Here is a 19,881-nt window from a genome sequence, read left to right on the forward strand (position 1 = left end):
TCCCAAAATTTTAGCGTAAAGGTGCTTGTATTATAACCCACTTTATTGTATCATGTATACATGATATTACAATTTGATAACTACACATGAGAAAAAAGCTTGCATGCCTGTAGAGTCGCCAATCATGGATTTCAAAATTCTGTAAACTCTGCAATGTTGTGTTTTGATAGTTTGACAGAGGGAGGTGAATGAAAGGTCGAGAGTGAATAAGGTGTTATCAACTACTGCCAAGAATCAACCCTGTACTTTCTTGCATAGGAGGAGAACATGTCAACCAAACGCAAAATGACCCGACGTCAATTTCTCAAGACTGCTGGCTTCGCGGCGATGGGGGCGACTCTCGCCGCATGTGGGCCGACGGCTACTCCGACTACCGCGCCGACCGCCCAAATTCAGCCCACCGTCGCCAAAGCGCTCAAGACAGTGCGTTTCGTGATGAGCGGCAAGGCGACCTCGGCAGACACCGCCGACCCTGCTTTCAACAACACCTCTCATGATGGGCGGTTGATCTCCGCCGTCTACGAACAGTTGGCCCAGTTTGATGAGTCCTTGAAGGCGACGCCATCGCTCGCCGAATCGTGGGAACCCAATGCCACCGGCGGTGAATGGACCTTCAAATTGCGCCAGGGCGTGACGTTCCACAACGGAGAAAAATTTACGTCTAAGGATGTCGTCTATTCTTATCGCCGCCTGCTTGATCCGAATGTGGCTTCGCCCGGCGCGGGCAATCTGTCTAGTTTAGACTCTGATGGAATTGAAGCTGTAGACGACTACACGGTGCGCTTCAAACTCAAGCAACCCAACGTTGACTTCCCTTTGAGCACCGTGTTTCGCCAGGCCTATATCGTCCCGGACGGCGCCAGCAACGATGACTTGAAGGCAACCGCCAACGGCACCGGCCCCTTCAAACTCAACAAATTCACCCCCGGCGAGACCCCAACCCTCTTCGTCAAGAATGAGAATTACTGGCAGGCGGGCTTCCCTAAAGCGGACGCTCTCGAATTGCTCTCCATTCCAGAAGCGCCCTCACGCATTGCGGCCCTGCAGGCAGGCCAGGTGGAGATCGTCGAGGACCCGCCGTTCACCGACCTGGAGGCATTGAAATCAGGCTCGGATACGACTATCGTTCTCCAACCCAAGGGCAACATGGAACTGATCGCCATGCAGATTGACCAGCCGCCCTTCGACGATAATCGCGTGCGATTGGCGATGAAGTACGCAATGGATCGCCAGGGGATGCTCGACTTGGTGGCGCAGGGCTACGGCACGTTGGTCAACGACATCCCGATTTCTTCAACACTCGAGTATGGTGTGCGGGGTGTGCGAGAGCATGATATCGCCAGGGCCAAACAACTCCTCAGCGAAGCCGGTTATCCCGACGGCCTCACCGTCAAGGTGGTCGTCTCCGATGTTCAGGCCCGCTTTGTCGAGTTCGCTACTGTCTACCAGCAGTTCGCGGCTGAGGCCGGTATCACCCTTGAGTTGGACATCCGCCCGGCAGACACGTACTGGGATGTCGTTTGGCTGAAGGAGCCGATGTTTGTCAGCGCCTACATTGCCCGGCCCACCGACGGCATGTTGGCGCTTCTATACTTGTCCGCCGCGGACTGGAACGAAATCCACTGGCGCAATAAGGATTGGGATGACCTGTTTGCCCAGGCGCGCGCTACGCTGGACTATGATCAGCGCAAAGCTCTCTATCAACAAGCGCAACAACAAATCGTAGATGAAGGCGGCCACCTGGTTCCCTACATGGTCAGCACTATCAACGCTACGCGCAAGAACGTTGTCGGCTGGTTGCCATCCGGCACACCCTATCACGACTTCCGCCCGATTGACCTCGCCAGCTAGCCAGCCATGCGCTACGCGCTGCGCCTGATCTTGCCCCGGTTGGGGCTGTCAGTTATCACCTTGTTGGCAGTTTCGCTCATCATCTTTTGGGCCGTCGAATGGCTGCCCGGGGATGCGGCCACCCGCATCCTCGGGCAGAACGCCACACCGGAACGAGTGAAAGTATTGCGGGAGCAGATGCGGCTTGACCGGCCACCCTGGGTAAGATACGGCTTATGGGTCAGTGACTTTGTGCGCGGCAACTGGGGCGTTTCGTTAGTCTCCCATATACCCGCTTCCGTGGCCTCGGCGGGCGGTCGGACCGAGCGGCCTGTGGCCGACATGGTGTTATCCCGTTTGAAGAACACCCTTATCCTCGCCACAGTAGCTTTGATCTTGTACGTGCCAGCGAGCCTGCTTTTAGGCGTTATCACCGCCATTTATCGCGGACGCCGTTTTGCCGACTCGCTCTCGGTGTTGGTGCTGGTCGGGACGGCGGCGCCGGAGTTCGTGATCGGCATTCTGCTGTTGCTCGTGTTCACGGTGATGATTCCCTGGTTTCCACCTCTGTCGCTGATCGATCAGGCGCAATCATTTCCAGAACTCCTGCGAATGCTTGCTCTGCCTGCGGTCACACTCACAATGTCCATGACGGCTTACGCCGTGAGAATGATGCAAACCAGCCTGATCGCCGTGCTGGATTCAGACTACGTCCGCATGGCGACACTCAAAGGGTTGTCTCAGCAGCGCGTCATCATGCTTCACGCCTTGCCCAATGCTCTTGGCCCGGCGCTCCGCGTCACCGTCATCAACATCGCCTGGCTCATCGGCGGCGTGGTGCTGGTGGAAAACATCTTTACCTTTCCCGGCATTGGGCAACTGTTGGTCGACTCGATTCGCCTGTTGGATACACCGGTAATTGAAGCCATCGCCATGATCCTGGCCTCGGTGTACATCCTGGCCAACCTCGGAGCTGATCTGGTGACCGCCGCGCTCAACCCTCGACTGCGAACGGGTTGAGTTATCGCAAAGAGCATAAGGGTCTGCTTCGCGATGGCCTTCAAGGTCTGCCTGTGCTTATGCAAGCCGTAGCCGTAAACCAACACCGAAAGGCGTTGCAAAAATTGTTTTTCTGGTTGGGCCGCCAGTCGCCGGTGTTTCTTATTGCGACGGCAGTGTTGTTGCTCCATGGCCTCACGGCACTGACCGGGCCGTTGTGGGCGCCCTATGCGCCTGCCAAAATGCTGACAGGCAAACCCTTTTCACCTCCTTCAGCCGAGCACCTCCTGGGAACGGATAACTTTGGGCGCGATGTGTTCAGCCGCCTCGTGCATGGCGAGCAGATCGTCCTCGGCTTGGGCTTGTCGGCGGCAAGCCTGTCCGTCATCGGCGGCGCCGCCCTGGGCTTGCTTTTGGCCTATCTTCGCAATTGGGTGGATGAAGCGGTGATGCGCGTGGTTGAAATCCTTTTGAGCATTCCACCCCTCATCCTTTCGCTCTTGGTTTTGGGCGCGCTAGGCTCCAGTTATTTAGTGGTTGTCCTCACCGTCGCCTTCTTCTTCACGCCACGGGTAGCCATCGTCGTCCGGGCGGCCGCTTTGAGTGTGGTGGCAGAAGACTTCGTGACGATTGCCCGGCTTCGAGGCGAGTCGGCCTGGACGATTGCGGCGCAGGAATTATTGCCCAACGTCTTATCAAGCGTCCTTGTCGAGTTTTCATTGCGAACGGGCTACGCCGTATTGTTCATCGGCGGATTAAGTTTTCTGGGCTTCGGCGCGGCCCCGCCCACGCCGGAATGGGGGCTAATGATTAACGAGGGTCGGGCCTACATTGTCACTGCGCCGTGGACAGTGCTCAGCCCGTCGCTGGCGCTCGCCTCACTCGTGGTTGCCCTGAGTCTGTTCACAGAGAGCATCAGTGAAACACTGGGCTTGTCGGCCCGGAGAGAACAAAACGCATGACGTCGTCAACCGATGCCGCCATTCATGTCCAATCCCTGACGGTTGACTTTTATGACCAACACGGCTGGGCCAACGTCGTAAATCGCGTTTCCTTCAGCATCCGCCCCGGTGAGACTCTCGGCTTGGCGGGCGAGTCCGGTTGCGGGAAATCCACGACGGCTTATTCGCTCTTTGGCTATCGTCGCCCCGGCAGTCGTATCCGGGAAGGAAACATTCAGTTCGAGGGGCGCAATCTGCTTGGCCTAAATACGCGTGAGTTGCAATCTATTCGCGGAGTCAAAATCTGCCTTGTGCCACAGAACCCGGCCAGCAGTCTCACCCCCTCCCTGCGAGTCGGGCACCAGATTGTTGAAACGCTGGAGGCCCATCACGTTTGTGCTGGACGAGAAGCGGAAGAACGAACCATCGAACTCTTCGCCCGGATCGGGTTGCCCCAGCCGCAAGCCATCGCCAAACGCTATCCTCACCAGTTAAGCGGCGGCCAGCAACAACGGGTGGTCATCGCCATGGCCCTGGCCTGCAATCCCAAACTGCTTGTTCTGGATGAGCCGACGACGGCCCTGGATGTGACAACTCAGGCGCTCATCCTCAAATTACTGATCCGCCTGAAGACCGAGTACGGTATGAGTATGTTGTATGTTACCCACAACCTGGGCGTGCTGGCACAGATTTGTGACCGGGTGGCAGTGATGTATGCCGGGGAACTCGTCGAAGTGGCCTCAACGGCCGAACTCTTTCACAATCCTCGTCACCCCTACACTCGCGGGCTTATCGCCGCCGTGCCGCGTGTCAGCGCCCCGAATGAAAACCAACGCCGGTTGCGGGGCCTGTTGCGGCGAGAAGAGTTGCCGCCGGGCTGTCGCTTCGCGCCCCGTTGCCATTACGCTCAATCCGAATGCTTCGCTCACCCTCAGTTGTTGGAGGACGTCCGGGACGACCACCAAGCCGCCTGTTGGCTGTGGCCGCGCGTCGCCGACCTTGAGAGCGCGGTTGCTACTGGATAACTTCCTTTCACAGACATGAGCACAGCGTTGTTGGAGATACACGATCTGGATATTGCCTATGAAGCCCGAGGCGGCCTGCCATTTTTAGGCCGGAAACCTCAAGCCGTCATTCGCGACGTGTCTTTTACTGTTGCGGGTGGAGAAACCGTGGCGCTGGTGGGCGAAAGCGGCAGCGGCAAGACCACTCTCGCCCGGGCCATCGCCGGCTTGCTGGCTCCCACGCGGGGGCAAATTCTTTTTGAAAATCAAAACATCACGGCGCCCATCGAGCAACGGTCGAAAGAACTACACCGCCAGATTCAGTTTGTCTTTCAAAACCCAGACGCCTCACTCAACCCCCGCCGCCGTATATCGCACATTCTGGGGCGTCCCCTCGAATTCTTCTTCGGCCTCGCCGATTCAGCCAAGACCCGCCGTGTTGAGGAGTTGCTTGAGGCCGTGCATTTGAATCCCAGTTACATGCATCGCTTCCCCGGCCAACTCAGCGGCGGCGAGCGGCAACGGGTGGCGATTGCCCAGGCGCTGGCCGCCGAACCGAAGTTGATTTTGTGTGACGAGATTGTCTCGGCCCTGGACGTTTCAGTGCAAGCCAGCATTCTCGACCTGTTGCGCGAATTGCAAGCCAGGCGGGGCATTGCCTACGTGTTCATCGCTCACGACCTGGCTGTGGTGCGCTGGCTGGCGCATCGCGTCCTGGTGCTCTATCGTGGACGGCTGATGGAGCAGGGCGCGGCGGCGGAAGTGTTCACACCGCCTTTTCATCCTTACACCGAGATGCTATTGCAGTCTGTGCCCGAACCGGAGCCTGGCCGTTCTTTCTCAAGTTATCGAGAATCGCCCTTCGAGCAGCTAAACGTAGAAAACAAAATCGGTTGCCCGTTCTCGTCCCGATGCCCCCATCGAGTCGGGCCAATCTGTGATCAGCAGATGCCGCCCTGGCAGACGGTCGGCCCGGCTCATGCTATCTACTGCCAGATTCCAGTAGCCGAATTGGCGAAAAGGCAAGGCGCTTTAAGCACTTAGCTCGGCGTGCGCATTGATACCTGTAACATTGACAGAATCATAGTTCGGCAACCGTGTAAATCCTAAATATGAATTTTTGTTCTGTATTGACGCGATTCAAATGCAATCTATAATTACTTATTAACATATAGTAACTAAGTAGTGTGATGCTTTCGCCTCTTCTAAATTTGCATACTGCCATCAATGAGTTAACGAAGACTGAGTCGGCTAAATGCCCTGGCCGTAGTGGGCTGGTGCCATATCAACCATTCTTACTTGCCTTGACGCCTCAAAGAGTAACAAACGGCAACCGCGAGTGAGCGCACAACTATGAGAGACAGGAGGTGATGATGTAACGTGATGAGTTCTGACATTCCGCTCCTCCAGAATAGCGAATGAACCTGATCAGTCTAAATTTCAAGGAAGGAGAAACCAGGATGAACACCAACTACTCATCCACTCAAAAGGAAAACAGGCTAGTCGTGATGTTGGGGGTTATTGTCGTACTGAGCCTGATCCTCGGCGCTTGCGCCACGCCGACCCCGGAAAAGGTGGTCGAAACGGCGGTCGTAAAGGAGACGGTTGAAGTCCCGGTTGAAGTCACCCGCGTTGTCGAGCAGCCGGTCGAGGTGACCTCAACCCCCGCACCCGCTGGCGATCCCTTTGCCATGAATTGCGCCCCGGCCGATTTCAGCGGCGGGCCGGTGACCCTCAGCTTCGTCTGGTGGGTCGGCGGCGGGGATTCTCCCAGCGATAAGCTGTTCACTGATGCGCTGGACTGCTTCAACAAGAAGTACGAGGGCAAAATCAAGGCGGAGGTCGAGTATGTCCCCGGCCAGCACGACTATGTCGAAAAACTGAAAACCGATTACGCCGCCTCGGGTAACCTGCCGATCATCGTGACGTTGAAACGGGACCCGACTCTGGCCGACCTTTGGCTCAAGAACGGCGAGATCATTGACCTCAAGCCTTACTTCGATGCCTCGACGGAGTGGAAGGAGATCGCTCTCCAGTCTTCGGTCGAGCTGAATACCATTGACGGCCAGCTCGTCGCCGCGCCCGACGCCTGGGTGACCCCCGTCGGGATTTTTTACAACACGGAGCTGTTCGCCCAGGCAGGCATTACGCAGTTCCCCGGAAGCTGGGAGGCGTTTTTTGATGCGATGGATCAGCTGAAGGCGGCAGGTGTTACGCCTCTTTCGCTTCATACGGAAGACACGGGCTGGAGCGCGATGCTGGTGTTCGAGGCGCTGATGGCCCGCTCGGCGGACTGTAAAGCCTTTCTCGACCTCAAATTCCCTGACGACTTCAATCTTCCGTGCATGGTTGACGCGTCCCGGGACACGGGCCGGCTTTTTGCGTACTCGACCCCCGACGCGATTGGCAGCGCCTACCCTCTGGCCGCCAACAACTTCCTGAGCGGAAAAACGGCCATGATGCCCAACGGCCCCTGGATGATTGGCGACTTCAGGGACCCCAGCAAGTCGTCGCCGGGATTTGGCGACAAGATTGACGTGGCCCTGTATCCGGGCAACATCGCCGTTGACGACACCGGCCTCCAGCTTGGCGACTGGGCGATCACCAAAGGCTATTCTCAGGCAGAGCAGGACGCCGCCGCTAAATTCATCGAGTTTATGCTCTCGCGCGAAGTCGTGCGGCAACGGGTGATCCGCCTCGGCTCCACCGCCCCCAATCTTGCGATGACCTCGGAGGATTTGGCTCTGCTGGATCCGCTGGCGGCGAAATTGCTGACGCTGGTTCAGGTGAACCATGCGCCGGTTCTGCCTAACTACCAAGGCCAGTGGAACACCATCATCCAGAACGAGACCATTGTCCAGGGCCTGCCGCAACTTGCCTTGGGTAATATCACGGCGGAAGAGTTTGTTCAGCAGTTGACCGACGCGGCCAAAGAAGGAAACTAGCCAGTTCGTTGAGGCGCTGTCGAATACAACCTGTCAGGTCTTAAGGAGCAGACCTGACAGGTCTGTACCGGGCGTTCCGAAATGAGACGGCCTACATTCTGGATCGCGCTGTTTCTCCTGCCCACCCTCGTACTGTTCGGGCTGATTTACGCGATTCCGATCGTGACCGTGATCGCCACCAGCTTTACGAAGTGGAACGGCTTTGGCGCTATCGAGTTCATCGGCCTGGAGAATTATTGGAATCTGATTCAAAGCAAGCAGTTTCAACTTGCCATCCGCAACTCTCTGTTGTGGGGATTGATTGCGGCCGGCATCCACGTGCCCTTCGGCGTGTTGGTGGCTCTCGTCCTGCACCGAAAACCGTTTGGCTGGCGGTTCACCCGGTCGGCGAGCATGTTGCCCAACTTGATTCCGCCCGCGGCCCTGGCGCTCATTTATTCTTTCCTCTTCAATCCCGGCATCGGTCTTGTCAACGAATCCATTCGCGCCCTCGGCTTCAAGGATTTCCTCGTCCACTGGTATTTCGAGCCGGAGACCGCATTCTTTGCGGTGACGGCAGTCTGGGTGCTGTATGCCGGGGTGATCATTTTGATCACGATGGCCGAACTGTCCGGCATACCGCCCGATCTCCGCGAATCGGCTCTGATTGACGGCGCGACTGACAATCAAGTGGACTGGCATATTCATCTCCCGCTTCTCAAGAACATCATCGGCGTCGGCATCATCATCGCCGTCACCGAGGTCTTCAAGATGTTCGATTACGTCTATCTCACCACCGGGGGCGGGCCGAACAACCAGACCATGAGCCTGGGGCTGATGATCTACAACCAGGCCACCGTCCGCTACAAATATGGCTATGCCAATGCGGTCGGCGTGATCCTGTTGGTCATGGGGCTGCTGGCCTTCTATCTGGTCTCGCGGGCTTTCCGCTTGAGCGAGCCGGCGGATTAGGAGGCAGGCGCAAATGAGTTTGTCCCTCTCACGTCGGCTTATCGGGTTCGTGGATGCCGCGCTCAGATACGGCCTCATCCTTTTTGTGGTGTTCATCTCCCTGGCCCCCTTCGCCTGGGTGGTGCTGTCGTCCTTCAAAACCAACGTCGAGGTTTTGGACTCGGCTCTGTCGTGGCCGGCGCATTTTTCCCTCGCCGGCTACGTCAATGCCGTGACGCGCTCTCGGTTCCTGTTGTTCTTTTTCAACTCGCTCTTCGTTTCAACGCTGGCGACGGTTGCGGCCATTGCGATTTTCGGCATGGCCGCCTACGTGCTGGCCCGCTACGAGTTCCCTGGCCGAAACGCCATCTATGCCGTCCTCATCTCTTCGATGTTGATCTCACTGATCCCGATGCAACAGCCCATCACGCTGATCGTTCGCACGCTCGGCCTGTACGATACGTTGTGGGGATTGATTCTGGTATACGCGGTGAAGGGCCTGCCGACGGCCATTTTTGTCATGCACAGCTACTTCAAGTCCCTCCCGAAGGAGTTGGAAGAAGCGGCGGTGCTGGATGGCGCGAGTTTCCTGCAAACTTACACAAGAGTGATGCTGCCGCTGACCACGCCGGCGATTGCCAGCTCCGGCGTGCTCATCTTCCTCAATTCGTGGAACGAGTTCCTCTTCGCGCTTCTGCTCACGCAATCCGAAGAGACGCGGACGCTTTCTTACGCTCTAAGGTTCTTCGTCAACACGTTCTCGTACGATTACCCGACTCTCTTGGCGGCGGTTGTGTTGACGCTCCTGCCAAGTATCATCATCTACGTTCTTCTTCAGGAACAGATTCACAAGAGCCTTGTCGGCGGTGCGATCAAGGGTTAAGAATGAACGTAATCTGCATTCAGGAACAAGGCCGGCTGAGTGACCGGGATCGCCAGCGGCATCATGCATTTCCCTTCTCGGTTCCCCCCGATTCGGCGCGGCTTCGGATTCATTTCCGTTTTGCGCCGGGCGCAGTTGGGGCTTTTCAAAATTTGCTCACGCTTTCCCTTTTTGACCCGCTGGGGTTTCGTGGGGCGGCTCATCGCTGGCAGGTGGAGCAGGAGGTGTTTGTGGCCGGCGGGCAGGCCACCCCCGGTTTTTTCCCCGGCCCGGTCTACGCTGGGGAGTGGCAGGTGGTGATTGACGCACACGAAATTCTCAACGATGGAGAGGGCCGGGGCTGGTGCGAGTACGAGTTGGCCGTGACGGCAGAAGTTCAGCCTGGCGACACGCCAGCCGTTACAGACCCTCGTCGGCGAGTCGCCGGCCCAACTCAGGTTCGCCGCAAACCGGGGTGGTACAAGGGCGACCTCCACAGCCACAGCGTCCACTGTGATGGCGGAAGCACCGTAACAGATATGGCGAGAGCCGCTGCGAGTCGCGGCCTAAATTTTCTGGCACTGACCAGCCACAACACCCTGAGCTGGCTTGCCTCAGATACAACCTGGCCGGAGGGATTGCTGGCGGTGCGCGGCATGGAGTGCACCATGTTCTTCGGCCACGCCAATGTGCTGGGCATTAAGGAGTGGATTGACTGGCGCACGCCGAGGCGCGCGTTTGGCGTGCGCACGATCATCGAGCAGGCGCATCGGCAGGAGGCGCTCTTTGTCGTCAACCACCCGTGCGCCGTCGGCAACCCGGCTTGCACTGGTTGTCATTGGGATTTCATCGGGACTGATTTTAGTCAGGTTGATGGCTTCGAAATCTGGAACGGGCCGTGGCGCGCGGAGGGCATCTACAATCCCGCCGCGCTCGAGCTTTGGACCGACTTGCTCAACGAAGGTTTCCGCGTGACGGCGATTGCCGGGACGGATAATCATCACGCGGAGCAATATTGGCAAAAGGACATTCCATTCACATGGGTTTACGTCGAGGGCCTCGGCGAGCGAGAAATCCTGCGGGCGTTAAGCCAGGGCCGGGCGTTTCTGTCTTGCGGGCCGGAGATATATTTCACGGCCCGAACTCCGGGCGGGTTCGAGACCTCCTTGCCCGGCGATTCGATTCCGCGAAATGAGTCCGCGACACTCGCGGTCGAGGTGCGTGAACTGGCCCCGCCGGCCACGCTCTGGCTCGTGTCCGATGGGGCTTCAAACGGGTCATGGAATCTGCAACCGCCGGGCGGCAGGGTTACGATTGAGCAGGTGTCGCCGCATCGGTGGTGTCGGCTGGAACTGCGCCAGGGCTATGACGCCGAGGGCGATCTGCTCGCCCTGACCAATCCGCTATACAAAGAGTAAACGGTTCCCGATGAGCAACTCCAAACGTCTGCGCGTGGGTGTGATCGGCTGTGGCGGCATCGCCCAGATGATGCACCTGCCGTATCTGCAGAGTCTGCCCGATTTATTTGAGATCGCGGCTCTCAGCGATCTGTCGCCCGGTGTGTTGCAAGCCATAGGGGAGAAATACGGCATTCCCGAGGACTGCCGTTTTACCGACTACAAGAACTTGCTGGCTTTGGATATTGAGGCGGCGCTCGTGTTGACCGGCGGCAATCATCATCCGCAGGTGTTGGCCGCCGTTCGCGGGGGAAAACACGTTTTTGCAGAGAAGCCCCTGTGCTACACCGCGCGCGAAGCCGACGAGATTATTCACGCCGCAACCCAAACCAAATCAAAGGTGATGGTTGGCTACATGAAGCGGTACGACCCCGGCTACCTCTACGCGCAACAGAAAATTCGGGAACTGCAAGACATCCGCTATGTCCAACTCAACACGCTGCACCCGGCAGAAGATGATTTCGTGAGCATTCACGACATCCTCCACTTTGACGACGTGCCCGCCGAGGCGCTCCGGCCCATCCGCGAAGCCGAGGACAGGCAGGTTATTGAAGCAGTGGGCGAAGTCTCTCCCACCCTGCGCGCTCTCTACGCCGATCTGTTTCTGGGCAGTCTGGTACACGACTGCAACGCACTGCGCGGGTTGTTGGGCGAGCCGGAAGAAGTGTTGTTCGCGGAGCTGTGGCCTGCCGGGCAACGGGAGGCCTCTATCACGACAGTGTTGAAATATTCGGGCAATGTCCGTGCTGTTTACACATGGACTTATCTGCCAGAACTGCGCGATTATTCGCAGGAGATTGCCGTGATGTCCCCGGCCAACCGGCTGCGCATTCAGTTCCCATCACCCTATTTGAAAAATTTTCCCGCGCCGGTTGTTTTGCAGGGGATGGAAAACGGCGCGGCGTTCGAGAAGCGCGTTCAGGTGTCGTATGCAGAAGCGTTCAGGGAAGAACTCATCGCGTTTCATCACTGCATCGTGAACGACACGCCGCCGCTGACGGATGCATCCGACGCCCGCGCGGATATAGTCCTGTTGCAAAAGATTTTCGCCGCGCTCAAACCGGCGGGTCTGGGCGGTGAGGCGGCGCAGTATAACCCATGAACAAAATATCATTGAATTGCTCAAGCTTTGTCGCCAAACAGAACGGCTACCCCCGTCCGCATGACAGTTGGGAGACTTGTGTGCGGGCCGTCAACGAGTTCTATAGGCCGTTGGAGACGTTCGCCAAACGGTTCGAGCAACTCATTCTCGACGTGAAGGCGCTTGGGTTCGACGCGCTGGACGTGTGGACGCCGGGCCAGTTGAGTTGGCGCTGGGCAAGTGAAGAGCATATCGTCATCGCCCGCCGCCTGCTTGAACAACACTATATGGCGGCAACCAGCATCGGCGGGGAGTTCGGGGCCACCCGGGAGGATTTCGTGGCCGCCTGTAAACTGGCCTCCGGTGTCAAAACCCAACTCCTCAGCGGAACGACGACCCTGCTGTTTAGTGAACGCGCCTTTGTGATCGCAACGCTGAAAGAATATGATTTGCGGCTGGCGTTTGAAAACCATCCTGAGAAAACGCCGCAGGAAATGTTGGACAAGATTGGGGGCGGCGGGGAGGGCCGGATTGGAACCGCCGTTGACACCGGCTGGTATGCCACCCAGGGATACGATGCCGTCAAAGCCATCGAAGCGTTGAGCAACCATATTTTCCATGTCCACCTGAAAGACGTGCAAGCGCCAGGCGAGCATATCAACTGCGGCTACTGCCAGGGATGCGCGCCGCTGGAGGCCAGCGTCCAGGCTTTGAAAAAAATCGGCTACAGCGGCGATTACAGCGTGGAGAATCACGCTTTTGATCATGACCCGACGGAGGAACTCAGAACTGCGCTGCCGATGTTGCGGCGCTGGCTGGCTTCGCCGCTCTAAAGGAGAATGGAATTTCAATGAATCAAGTTGCAACCGCGGCCACCATGCGGCATATCAACCGTTCAGCGATCTTGGATCTAATTCGTGAAAAGGAGCCTATCTCGCGTTCCCAACTCGCTCATCTGCTTAATCTGAGTTTGCCAACCGTGATGCGCATCGTGGAGGATTTGATGGAGGAGGACCTCGTGCGCCCCAGTGGTGCCAGCGAGGCAACGCGCGGACGCCCGCGCTCACTTCTGAATTTCAACGGCAACGCCTATGCTGTCATTGGCGTGGATTTGGGGGGAACCAAGATGGTTGGCGCTTTGGCCGATCTGTCCGGGAATATTCGGCATGAGATTTACCTTCCTCACGAGAATGGCAGTGACGACCACGTGGAGCGTTTATGCGAACTGATTGAACAACTTCTGAACACTCCACGCCCTCCCGGGCAGAGAATCCGAGGCGTTGGCGTTGGCGCCCCGGGCCTCACGCTTAGCCCCGAGGGAACGGTCATCTGGGCGCCAAGCCTGAACTGGCGTGACCTTCCACTTCAAAAGATCCTGACCGAGCGCTTCGATCTCCCCGTCTTTGTTGAGAATGATGTCAACCTGGCCGCCCTCGGCGAATGGGGATTTGGCGCAGGACGCGGCGCTAACAACCTGATTTGCATCGCGGTGGGGACAGGGATCGGCGCAGGCGTTATGATTGGCGGCTCCCTCTTTCGAGGCTATCACCAGGGCGCTGGCGAGATTGGATACATGCTACCAGGCGTCCAATTCTTGGGGCGGCGCCATGATCAATTTGGCGCGCTGGAGAGCCTGGCCTCTGGAACCGGGATTGCAGAGCGGGCCTGCCAGCTGTTGACTGAGGAGGGAAGACATGAGGAAGCCCGGGGCTTGACCGCTGAGGATGTCTTCAACGCGGCCCGTCGGGATGAGATGTGGGCTAAAAAGATTGTTGCCGAGACGGCTGATTTCTTAGGCCTGGCTGTCGGCAACATTGCCTCTATTCTTGACCCGGAGGTAGTTATCTTGGGCGGGGGTGTCGCCAAATCGGCGGACCTGCTGATCCCGTTGATCCTGAAACGGCTAGAGGGAGTGGTACCTTTCCTGCCCCGCCTGGTCGCATCGCCGCTCGACCGCCGGGCGGCGGTGATGGGGGCCATCGTGCTCGTGTTGAACGGAACGACGGAATACTATGTGGTCAAGCGAGTACACTAAGGGCTTGACCCTAAAGGTCTCGAAGACCTTTAGGGTCGGGATAAATCATAACGGAAACCGTACTAACTAATGGAGGTTGGCTATGGCCGAAATGACCTCACTCGAACGGTGCATGACAGTATTGAAGGGCGGCATCCCCGACCGGGTGCCGGTTTGCCTGGAGAACTTCATGCACGCGGCCACCATCGGTGGTTACACCATCCGCGACTACTGCCTCGACGGGGAGAAAATGGCCGATGCGCACATCAAGGCCTGGCAGAAGTTCGGACATGACATGATTGATGTGGAGAATGGCGTAGCGGCGCTGGCTCAAGCTGTGGGCTGTGGGGTTGATTTTACGGAAGACGCCGCCCCGTGGGTGATTGCCCCAGCCATCGAAAGCCTGGAGGAGGTAGATAAGCTCAAACCCATTGACCCTTATCAGGATGGGACGCTCCCCGAAGTTATCAAGGCCACCCGGCTCATTTCCAAAGAACTGGGACATCATGTCTGCCTTCTGTCTGAAGCCGATCAGGGGCCGTTCAGCCTGGCGTCACATATCGTTAGCCCGGCAGAGTTGTTGCCGGCTTTGCTGGATCCCGACAAAGAGTCTTTAATTCATCGCCTGCTGGAATATTCTACCGAACAAGTGCTCCGCTACGCTCGTGCGCTGACCGACGCGGGGGCGCACCTGACCATGATGGGCGAAAGCATCGCCGGCCCCGACGTGTGTTCGCCCGACGTGTACAGTCGCTTTGCTTTTCCATACGAAAAGCGCATCATCGAAACCCTTCGAACGGATGGCAAAGAAATCGGGATGCATATCTGCGGCAACGCCACCAAAATCATCGAGCCAATGGTGGGCACTGGCAGCATTTTTTTGCAGGTGGATTACAAGATAGATCGCGATGCCTGCAAACGGACGGCGCAGGGCAAGACAACATTGATCGGCACGGTGGACCCGAGTGGCGTCATGGCTCTGGGCACGCCTGAGAACGTGTCAGAAATGGCCCGCTACGATATTGAACACTTGGGCAGTGGCGGCGGTTTTATCCTCAGCCCGGGCTGCGTCTTGCCTCACACTACCCCCGATGAGAATGTTTTTGCTCTGCTGGAGACGGCTCGAACCTTCGGCCAATACGCCTAAGAATCTGTAGCGCCCGCCCAAGCAAATGAGATTAGTGCTTGACATGGAAATTGTTATTTCATATACTGATACCGGTGTCAGATACCGATGTCATTCTGGAAATTTCGCTCGGATTTTTCCTTTTTGGATAATGCCTACCATTCGTGATATAGCCGCCAAGTCCGGTGTTTCAGTCAAGACTGTTTCTCGCATCATCAATAACGAGCCGATGGTTGGGGAAGAGACGCGCGCCCGAGTCCAAGCCGTAATGGAAGATCTGGCCTATGTCCCCAATATCATGGCTCAACGTCTGGCGCGTGGTCGCTCGAAGGTGATCGGCCTCCTTTTCAACAACGCGACCTGGGCTTATTTGAGCGATGTCTTGGAGGCAAGCTTGGAAGTTGCCCGCCAGCGCGGGTATGGGATCATGACCCGCCTTGTTGACGTGAGCAAGCCCGCCGATCGCGAAGAGTTGTTGCGTATGGTCGCGCAACAACGGGCGGAAGGGTATCTCTTCACACCGCCGTGCGACAACGCGCCAGAACTCCTTGATACACTCCAAAAGAGAAATATCCCGTTCATCCGCCTGACGCCCCATGATCGCCAGTTACCTCTGCCGCACGTCTCGGCGAGCGATTACCGAGGCGCGCGGGACATGGCCGAACACCTCTTGTCGCTGGGACACCAGCGCATTGGCTTCATCATGGGTAATCCCGATCACCATGCCAGTCATGACCGTCTGGCGGGTTTCCGGGACGCCTTGCAGGCACATCAGGCGCCCTTTGATCCAACTCTGATACGTCAAGGAGACTGGTCGTTCAAATCTGGAATCTCCTGCGGGCGCGAACTCCTAGAAATGAGCCTGCGACCCACCGCCATTTTTGCCAGCAACGACGATATGGCCGCCGGGGCGCTCAATGTGGCGCATCGTCTGGGAATATCAATCCCTAAAGAACTGTCGGTGGCCGGGTTCGACGATGTGCCCCTCGCAGAGCAGGTCTGGCCGCCCCTGACCACCGTGCGCCAGCCCATCCACCAGATCGCCAGACTGGCCACCACTCTACTGATCGATCTGCTGGAAGGAAAAACCCTGCCCGTCTTGCATCACGAACTGCCCACCGAACTCGTTCTTCGAGAATCAACCGGCAAGGCGGCCTTTTGAAAAGAGGATGAGGAAGATTGAGTTCAAATTTTGCTCGGGCAGAATAGGAGGTGACAGCCGACAAGATAACCCAGACTTCACAACGACACCGAACCGTTGAATTGTCCCCGCATAATGAAACAAGGAGGAGTTCCAAATGAAACCGCGACACTCTCTTCTAACAGCACTGACCCTTGTGGCTGTGCTGGTAACCAGTTGTGCGCCGGCCCAACCGACGGCCACCACTGCGCCCGAGCCGACCAAGGCCCCCGAACCGACGAAAGCGCCCGAGCCAACAGCCGCCCCGGCGTTTGATTTCGGTATTGAGATGTCTCCGGAGGCCATTGCCTATTACACCCCCGGTCGTTTCGACGGGCAGAAAATCACTGTCGTCCTCAGCGCCTTTTTCCACGGCGAGGATCGGGCGGTGGAGAAACTGCGCAAGGAGTTCGAAGAACTGACCGGAGCCACAGTGGAGTTCGTTCCCCTTCCCGGCGATCAAATCTACGACCTGACTCGGCTGGAGTTGGTGAACAACTCCGGCATCTACGACTTGACGCACACGGGCGCGGGCGGTGCCAAGGACTTCGGACTGAGCGGCTATCTCGTCGAACTGCCCAAGCCCCCGGACGTTGACGATTTCTATGCCGCCGACATCGCCCAGTACAGTATCGCCGGCAAACTATACGGCCTGCCGATGATCGCCGACACCAACCTGCTGTATTGGAATACGGAACTATTCGAGAAAGCCGGGCTGGATCCCAAGAAGCCCCCGGAAACATACGACCAGTTCCGCGAATACGCGATCAAGTTGACGACGGACAAGAACGGCAAGCACCCCGGCGAAGACGGCTTCGACCCGAACAACATCGAAGTCTACGGGTCGGTCTACAAGGGCATCGCCAATCTGGCCAGCACCTGGGAATGGTACAACTATCTGTATGCCTTCGGCGGGCGGGAGTTCGACAAAGACTACAACCCCACCCTCAACTCGCCCGAGGCGGTGGCGGCGCTTACCTGGCTCACCGATAACCAGAACAAGTATCACATCTACCCGCTCGATACCGTCACTATGGACTACAGCGAGTTTGACACGCTGATCGCTCAGGGCCGGGCCGCCATGGCCATCAACTGGCCCTACCTGTGGGGCATCGTCCAGGACCCGGCGCAGTCCAAAGTCGTGGACAAGATCATGGTCGGGCGCAAGCCGGGCCAGGTGATTCACGGCGGCAACATCGGCGGCTGGTCGTGGAACGTCTTCAAAATGAGCAAGAACCCGGAACTGGCTATTGCCTTTGCCAAATGGATGAGCTCCCCCCACGCCGGGTTGGCCTTTGCCGAGGGCAAGGACGGCAACCCTGTGCGTCTGTCTGTGGCGGAAATCTGGGCAAAGCAAGACCCCACCCTGCTCAACGCCATCAACGTCAACCTGGGAGATGGCCTCGGCGTGCAGTGGTTGGACACCGGCCCCTCGTGGCTAGAGGTCGAGGATGTTCAGGTGGCCGCCATCCAGGCCGCCCTCACCGGAGCGAAAGATCCGCAGACCGCTCTGGATGACGCGAACGAGGAGATCAAAGCTATCCTGGAAAAGAACAAGTTCTTCAGCGAGGCGCTGCCCAAGTTACAAGGCAAGTAGACACCAGCCTCTTCTTCTCTCGCTCACTGGCATGGGAGACGGCGCCTCCCGTGCCAACTTTAGCGCCTGTAGAGATTTTCTCGCACACGCTCTCCTGTGTGAGGCGCTGGGGGCCAGCCCCCGGCGACTCTGGCTGTAGAATCAATGGAAACGGACTCCTCTTCGCCGTCGTTGTCGGAAAAACCGGTTCCCCGCTTTGAGTCGGCGTGGCGGCTCAGTAACGCCGGTTTTGGATTCCTCATGGTGCTGCCTGCGTTCCTGCTGCTGCTCGCCATCTTCGCTTATCCCCTGGCCTACTCGGCCTACATGAGTTTCCATTTCTTTGATCTGGCTCGCCCGCAGGACTTTCATTTCGTGGGCCTGGGGAATTATCTTGAGATCATTCAAAGCGAAGAATTTCAGCGGGCGCTCAAGAACACGTTCATCTATGCAGGCCTGGCCGTGCCGCTGGAATTCGTCATCGGTCTGACCCTGGCTTTGGCCCTGGCCACCATCGAGCGCGGCCGGGCGGTAATCCGCACCCTGCTCATCATCCCCATGATGCTCGCGCCCATCGTCATGGGCCTGATGTGGAAGTTCATGTACAACCGCGAACTCGGCGTCATCAATTACTTGATTGAGCAACTGGGCCTCACGCCGCCGCTGTGGCTGGCCGATCCGGATCTGGTGCTGTACAGCGTCGTCATTGTAGACATCTGGGCCACCGTCCCCTTCGTCATCCTGCTCATGCTGGCCGGGCTGCTCTCCATCCCCTCCGAATACTACGAATCGGCCAGGATTGACGGCGCTAGCGCCGTGGCGGCCTTTCGCCATATCACCCTGCCCCTGCTCCAGCCGATTATACTCGTGGTGCTGCTCATTCGCGGCATGGACGCCTTTCGCGTCTTCGACATTATCTATGTGATGACTCGGGGCGGCCCCAACTTTCAAAGTGACGTGCTGTCGTATTATGCTTTCCGGGGGGTCTTCGTACATCGCGCCATCGGCACGGCCACGGCCACAGCCTGGATTATGACCCTCATCCTGTTGGTGGGCGGCCTGGTGCTGATTCGTTCGATGCGGAGCACAGAGGAGGCGCTATGAAGACCCAACGACGTTTGCAACTCGTGTTGAGTTACGCGCTTATCCTGGGGGCCGTGGTCGTCTTCCTATTTCCTATTATCTGGCTGACGCTGGGGTCATTCAAGCCGCGCTCCGAATTGCTCGTCGTCTCGTTGCCCACCCAGCCGACGTTGGAGAACTATTCCAATGTTCTGAAAGAGTTTCCGGTGGGAACGTACCTCCGCAACAGCCTGCTGGTCGCCCTCAGCTCGACCTCGATCACGCTGGCGGCCGGCTCCCTGGCGGCTTACGGGTTTACCCGCTATCGCTTCCGGGGCCGGCAATCGTTGCTCATCTCCACGCTGTTGATGCGGATTCTGCCGGCGGTGGCGGTGGGCATTCCCCTGTACTTGCTTTTCTCCCGCCTGCGGCTAACCAACACGTACTACGGCCTGATCCTGGCCCACGTCGCGGGCCAGTTGCCGCTGGTCATCTGGATCCTGCAAGGCTTTTTTCAAGACCTGCCCCCCGAACTGATGGACGCCGGGCTGGTGGATGGTTGCAATCGCTTGAGCGTGTTGTATCACGTCGTCCTGCCGCTGGCCGCGCCGGGCCTGGCGGTGGCCGCCATCTTCTCCTTCCTGATCAGTTGGAATGATTTTGGCCTAGCTGTCATGATGGTCCAAAAACCGGGGGTCTTGACGATGCCGGTCGGCATGTCTCACATGTCCCTGCGGTTTGGCATCCGCTGGGACAGCCTGTCAGCTTCGGCAGTGATGTACATTGTGCCGACCATCATCATGGCGCTTATCCTGCAGCGCTACGTCGTGCGCGGGCTGACGATGGGCGCTATCAAAGGTTGATCTCAAACAGG

At 57.8% G+C, this 19,881-nt stretch carries 17 protein-coding genes; all 17 read left to right on the top strand.

What is annotated here, in order from left to right; all coding sequences use genetic code 11:
• The first annotated feature begins 267 nt into the window (after positions 1-267).
• Complete coding sequence (locus HYZ49_12675; protein ID MBI3243140.1) at positions 268-1,851, top strand: twin-arginine translocation signal domain-containing protein; 1,584 nt, start codon at positions 268-270, stop codon at positions 1,849-1,851.
• A gap of 6 nt (positions 1,852-1,857) precedes the next feature.
• Positions 1,858-2,850: an ABC transporter permease gene (locus HYZ49_12680; protein MBI3243141.1), complete on the top strand. Its 993-nt coding sequence runs from the start codon at positions 1,858-1,860 to the stop codon at positions 2,848-2,850.
• 95 nt (positions 2,851-2,945) lie between these two features.
• Positions 2,946-3,791 carry an ABC transporter permease gene (locus HYZ49_12685; GenBank protein ID MBI3243142.1) on the top strand — a complete coding sequence of 282 codons (846 nt, stop codon included), beginning with the start codon at positions 2,946-2,948 and terminating at the stop codon, positions 3,789-3,791.
• The gene (locus HYZ49_12690; GenBank protein ID MBI3243143.1) at positions 3,788-4,795 is read left to right on the top strand and encodes an ABC transporter ATP-binding protein; all 1,008 of its coding nucleotides are present in this window, start codon (positions 3,788-3,790) and stop codon (positions 4,793-4,795) included. The genes HYZ49_12685 and HYZ49_12690 overlap by 4 nt, the downstream gene beginning before the upstream one ends.
• 15 nt (positions 4,796-4,810) lie before the next feature.
• Positions 4,811-5,818: an ABC transporter ATP-binding protein gene (locus HYZ49_12695; protein MBI3243144.1), complete on the top strand. Its 1,008-nt coding sequence runs from the start codon at positions 4,811-4,813 to the stop codon at positions 5,816-5,818.
• A gap of 416 nt (positions 5,819-6,234) precedes the next feature.
• Positions 6,235-7,719 (top strand): carbohydrate ABC transporter substrate-binding protein, encoded by a 1,485-nt coding sequence (locus tag HYZ49_12700; GenBank protein MBI3243145.1) that lies wholly within the window; start codon positions 6,235-6,237, stop codon positions 7,717-7,719.
• Between the two features lie 81 nt (positions 7,720-7,800).
• The gene (locus HYZ49_12705) at positions 7,801-8,670 is read left to right on the top strand and encodes a sugar ABC transporter permease (protein ID MBI3243146.1); all 870 of its coding nucleotides are present in this window, start codon (positions 7,801-7,803) and stop codon (positions 8,668-8,670) included.
• Between the two features lie 13 nt (positions 8,671-8,683).
• The gene (locus HYZ49_12710) at positions 8,684-9,532 is read left to right on the top strand and encodes a carbohydrate ABC transporter permease (GenBank protein MBI3243147.1); all 849 of its coding nucleotides are present in this window, start codon (positions 8,684-8,686) and stop codon (positions 9,530-9,532) included.
• A 2-nt stretch (positions 9,533-9,534) separates the two neighbouring features.
• Entirely contained in the window at positions 9,535-10,929 is a 1,395-nt protein-coding gene (locus tag HYZ49_12715; GenBank protein ID MBI3243148.1) for a CehA/McbA family metallohydrolase, read from the top strand.
• Positions 10,930-10,939: 10 nt separating this feature from the next.
• Positions 10,940-12,070 (top strand): Gfo/Idh/MocA family oxidoreductase, encoded by a 1,131-nt coding sequence (locus HYZ49_12720; protein MBI3243149.1) that lies wholly within the window; start codon positions 10,940-10,942, stop codon positions 12,068-12,070.
• Entirely contained in the window at positions 12,067-12,882 is an 816-nt protein-coding gene (locus HYZ49_12725) for a sugar phosphate isomerase/epimerase (protein ID MBI3243150.1), read from the top strand. The genes HYZ49_12720 and HYZ49_12725 overlap by 4 nt, the downstream gene beginning before the upstream one ends.
• 17 nt (positions 12,883-12,899) lie before the next feature.
• On the top strand, positions 12,900-14,084 hold the full coding sequence (locus HYZ49_12730; GenBank protein ID MBI3243151.1) for an ROK family transcriptional regulator: 1,185 nt from the start codon (positions 12,900-12,902) through the stop codon (positions 14,082-14,084).
• A gap of 82 nt (positions 14,085-14,166) precedes the next feature.
• Positions 14,167-15,210, top strand: coding sequence for a uroporphyrinogen decarboxylase family protein (locus HYZ49_12735; protein MBI3243152.1), 1,044 nt, complete (start codon positions 14,167-14,169; stop codon positions 15,208-15,210).
• A gap of 43 nt (positions 15,211-15,253) precedes the next feature.
• Complete coding sequence (locus HYZ49_12740; protein ID MBI3243153.1) at positions 15,254-16,351, top strand: LacI family DNA-binding transcriptional regulator; 1,098 nt, start codon at positions 15,254-15,256, stop codon at positions 16,349-16,351.
• Between the two features lie 136 nt (positions 16,352-16,487).
• The gene (locus tag HYZ49_12745; GenBank protein ID MBI3243154.1) at positions 16,488-17,966 is read left to right on the top strand and encodes an extracellular solute-binding protein; all 1,479 of its coding nucleotides are present in this window, start codon (positions 16,488-16,490) and stop codon (positions 17,964-17,966) included.
• A 144-nt stretch (positions 17,967-18,110) separates the two neighbouring features.
• Positions 18,111-19,049 carry a sugar ABC transporter permease gene (locus tag HYZ49_12750; GenBank protein ID MBI3243155.1) on the top strand — a complete coding sequence of 313 codons (939 nt, stop codon included), beginning with the start codon at positions 18,111-18,113 and terminating at the stop codon, positions 19,047-19,049.
• On the top strand, positions 19,046-19,870 hold the full coding sequence (locus tag HYZ49_12755) for a carbohydrate ABC transporter permease (protein ID MBI3243156.1): 825 nt from the start codon (positions 19,046-19,048) through the stop codon (positions 19,868-19,870). Before HYZ49_12750 ends, HYZ49_12755 begins: the two co-directional genes overlap by 4 nt.
• Positions 19,871-19,881 lie beyond the last annotated feature (11 nt).

It is taken from the genome of Chloroflexota bacterium (genome assembly GCA_016197225.1).
GTDB lineage: Bacteria > Chloroflexota > Anaerolineae > Anaerolineales > VGOW01 > VGOW01.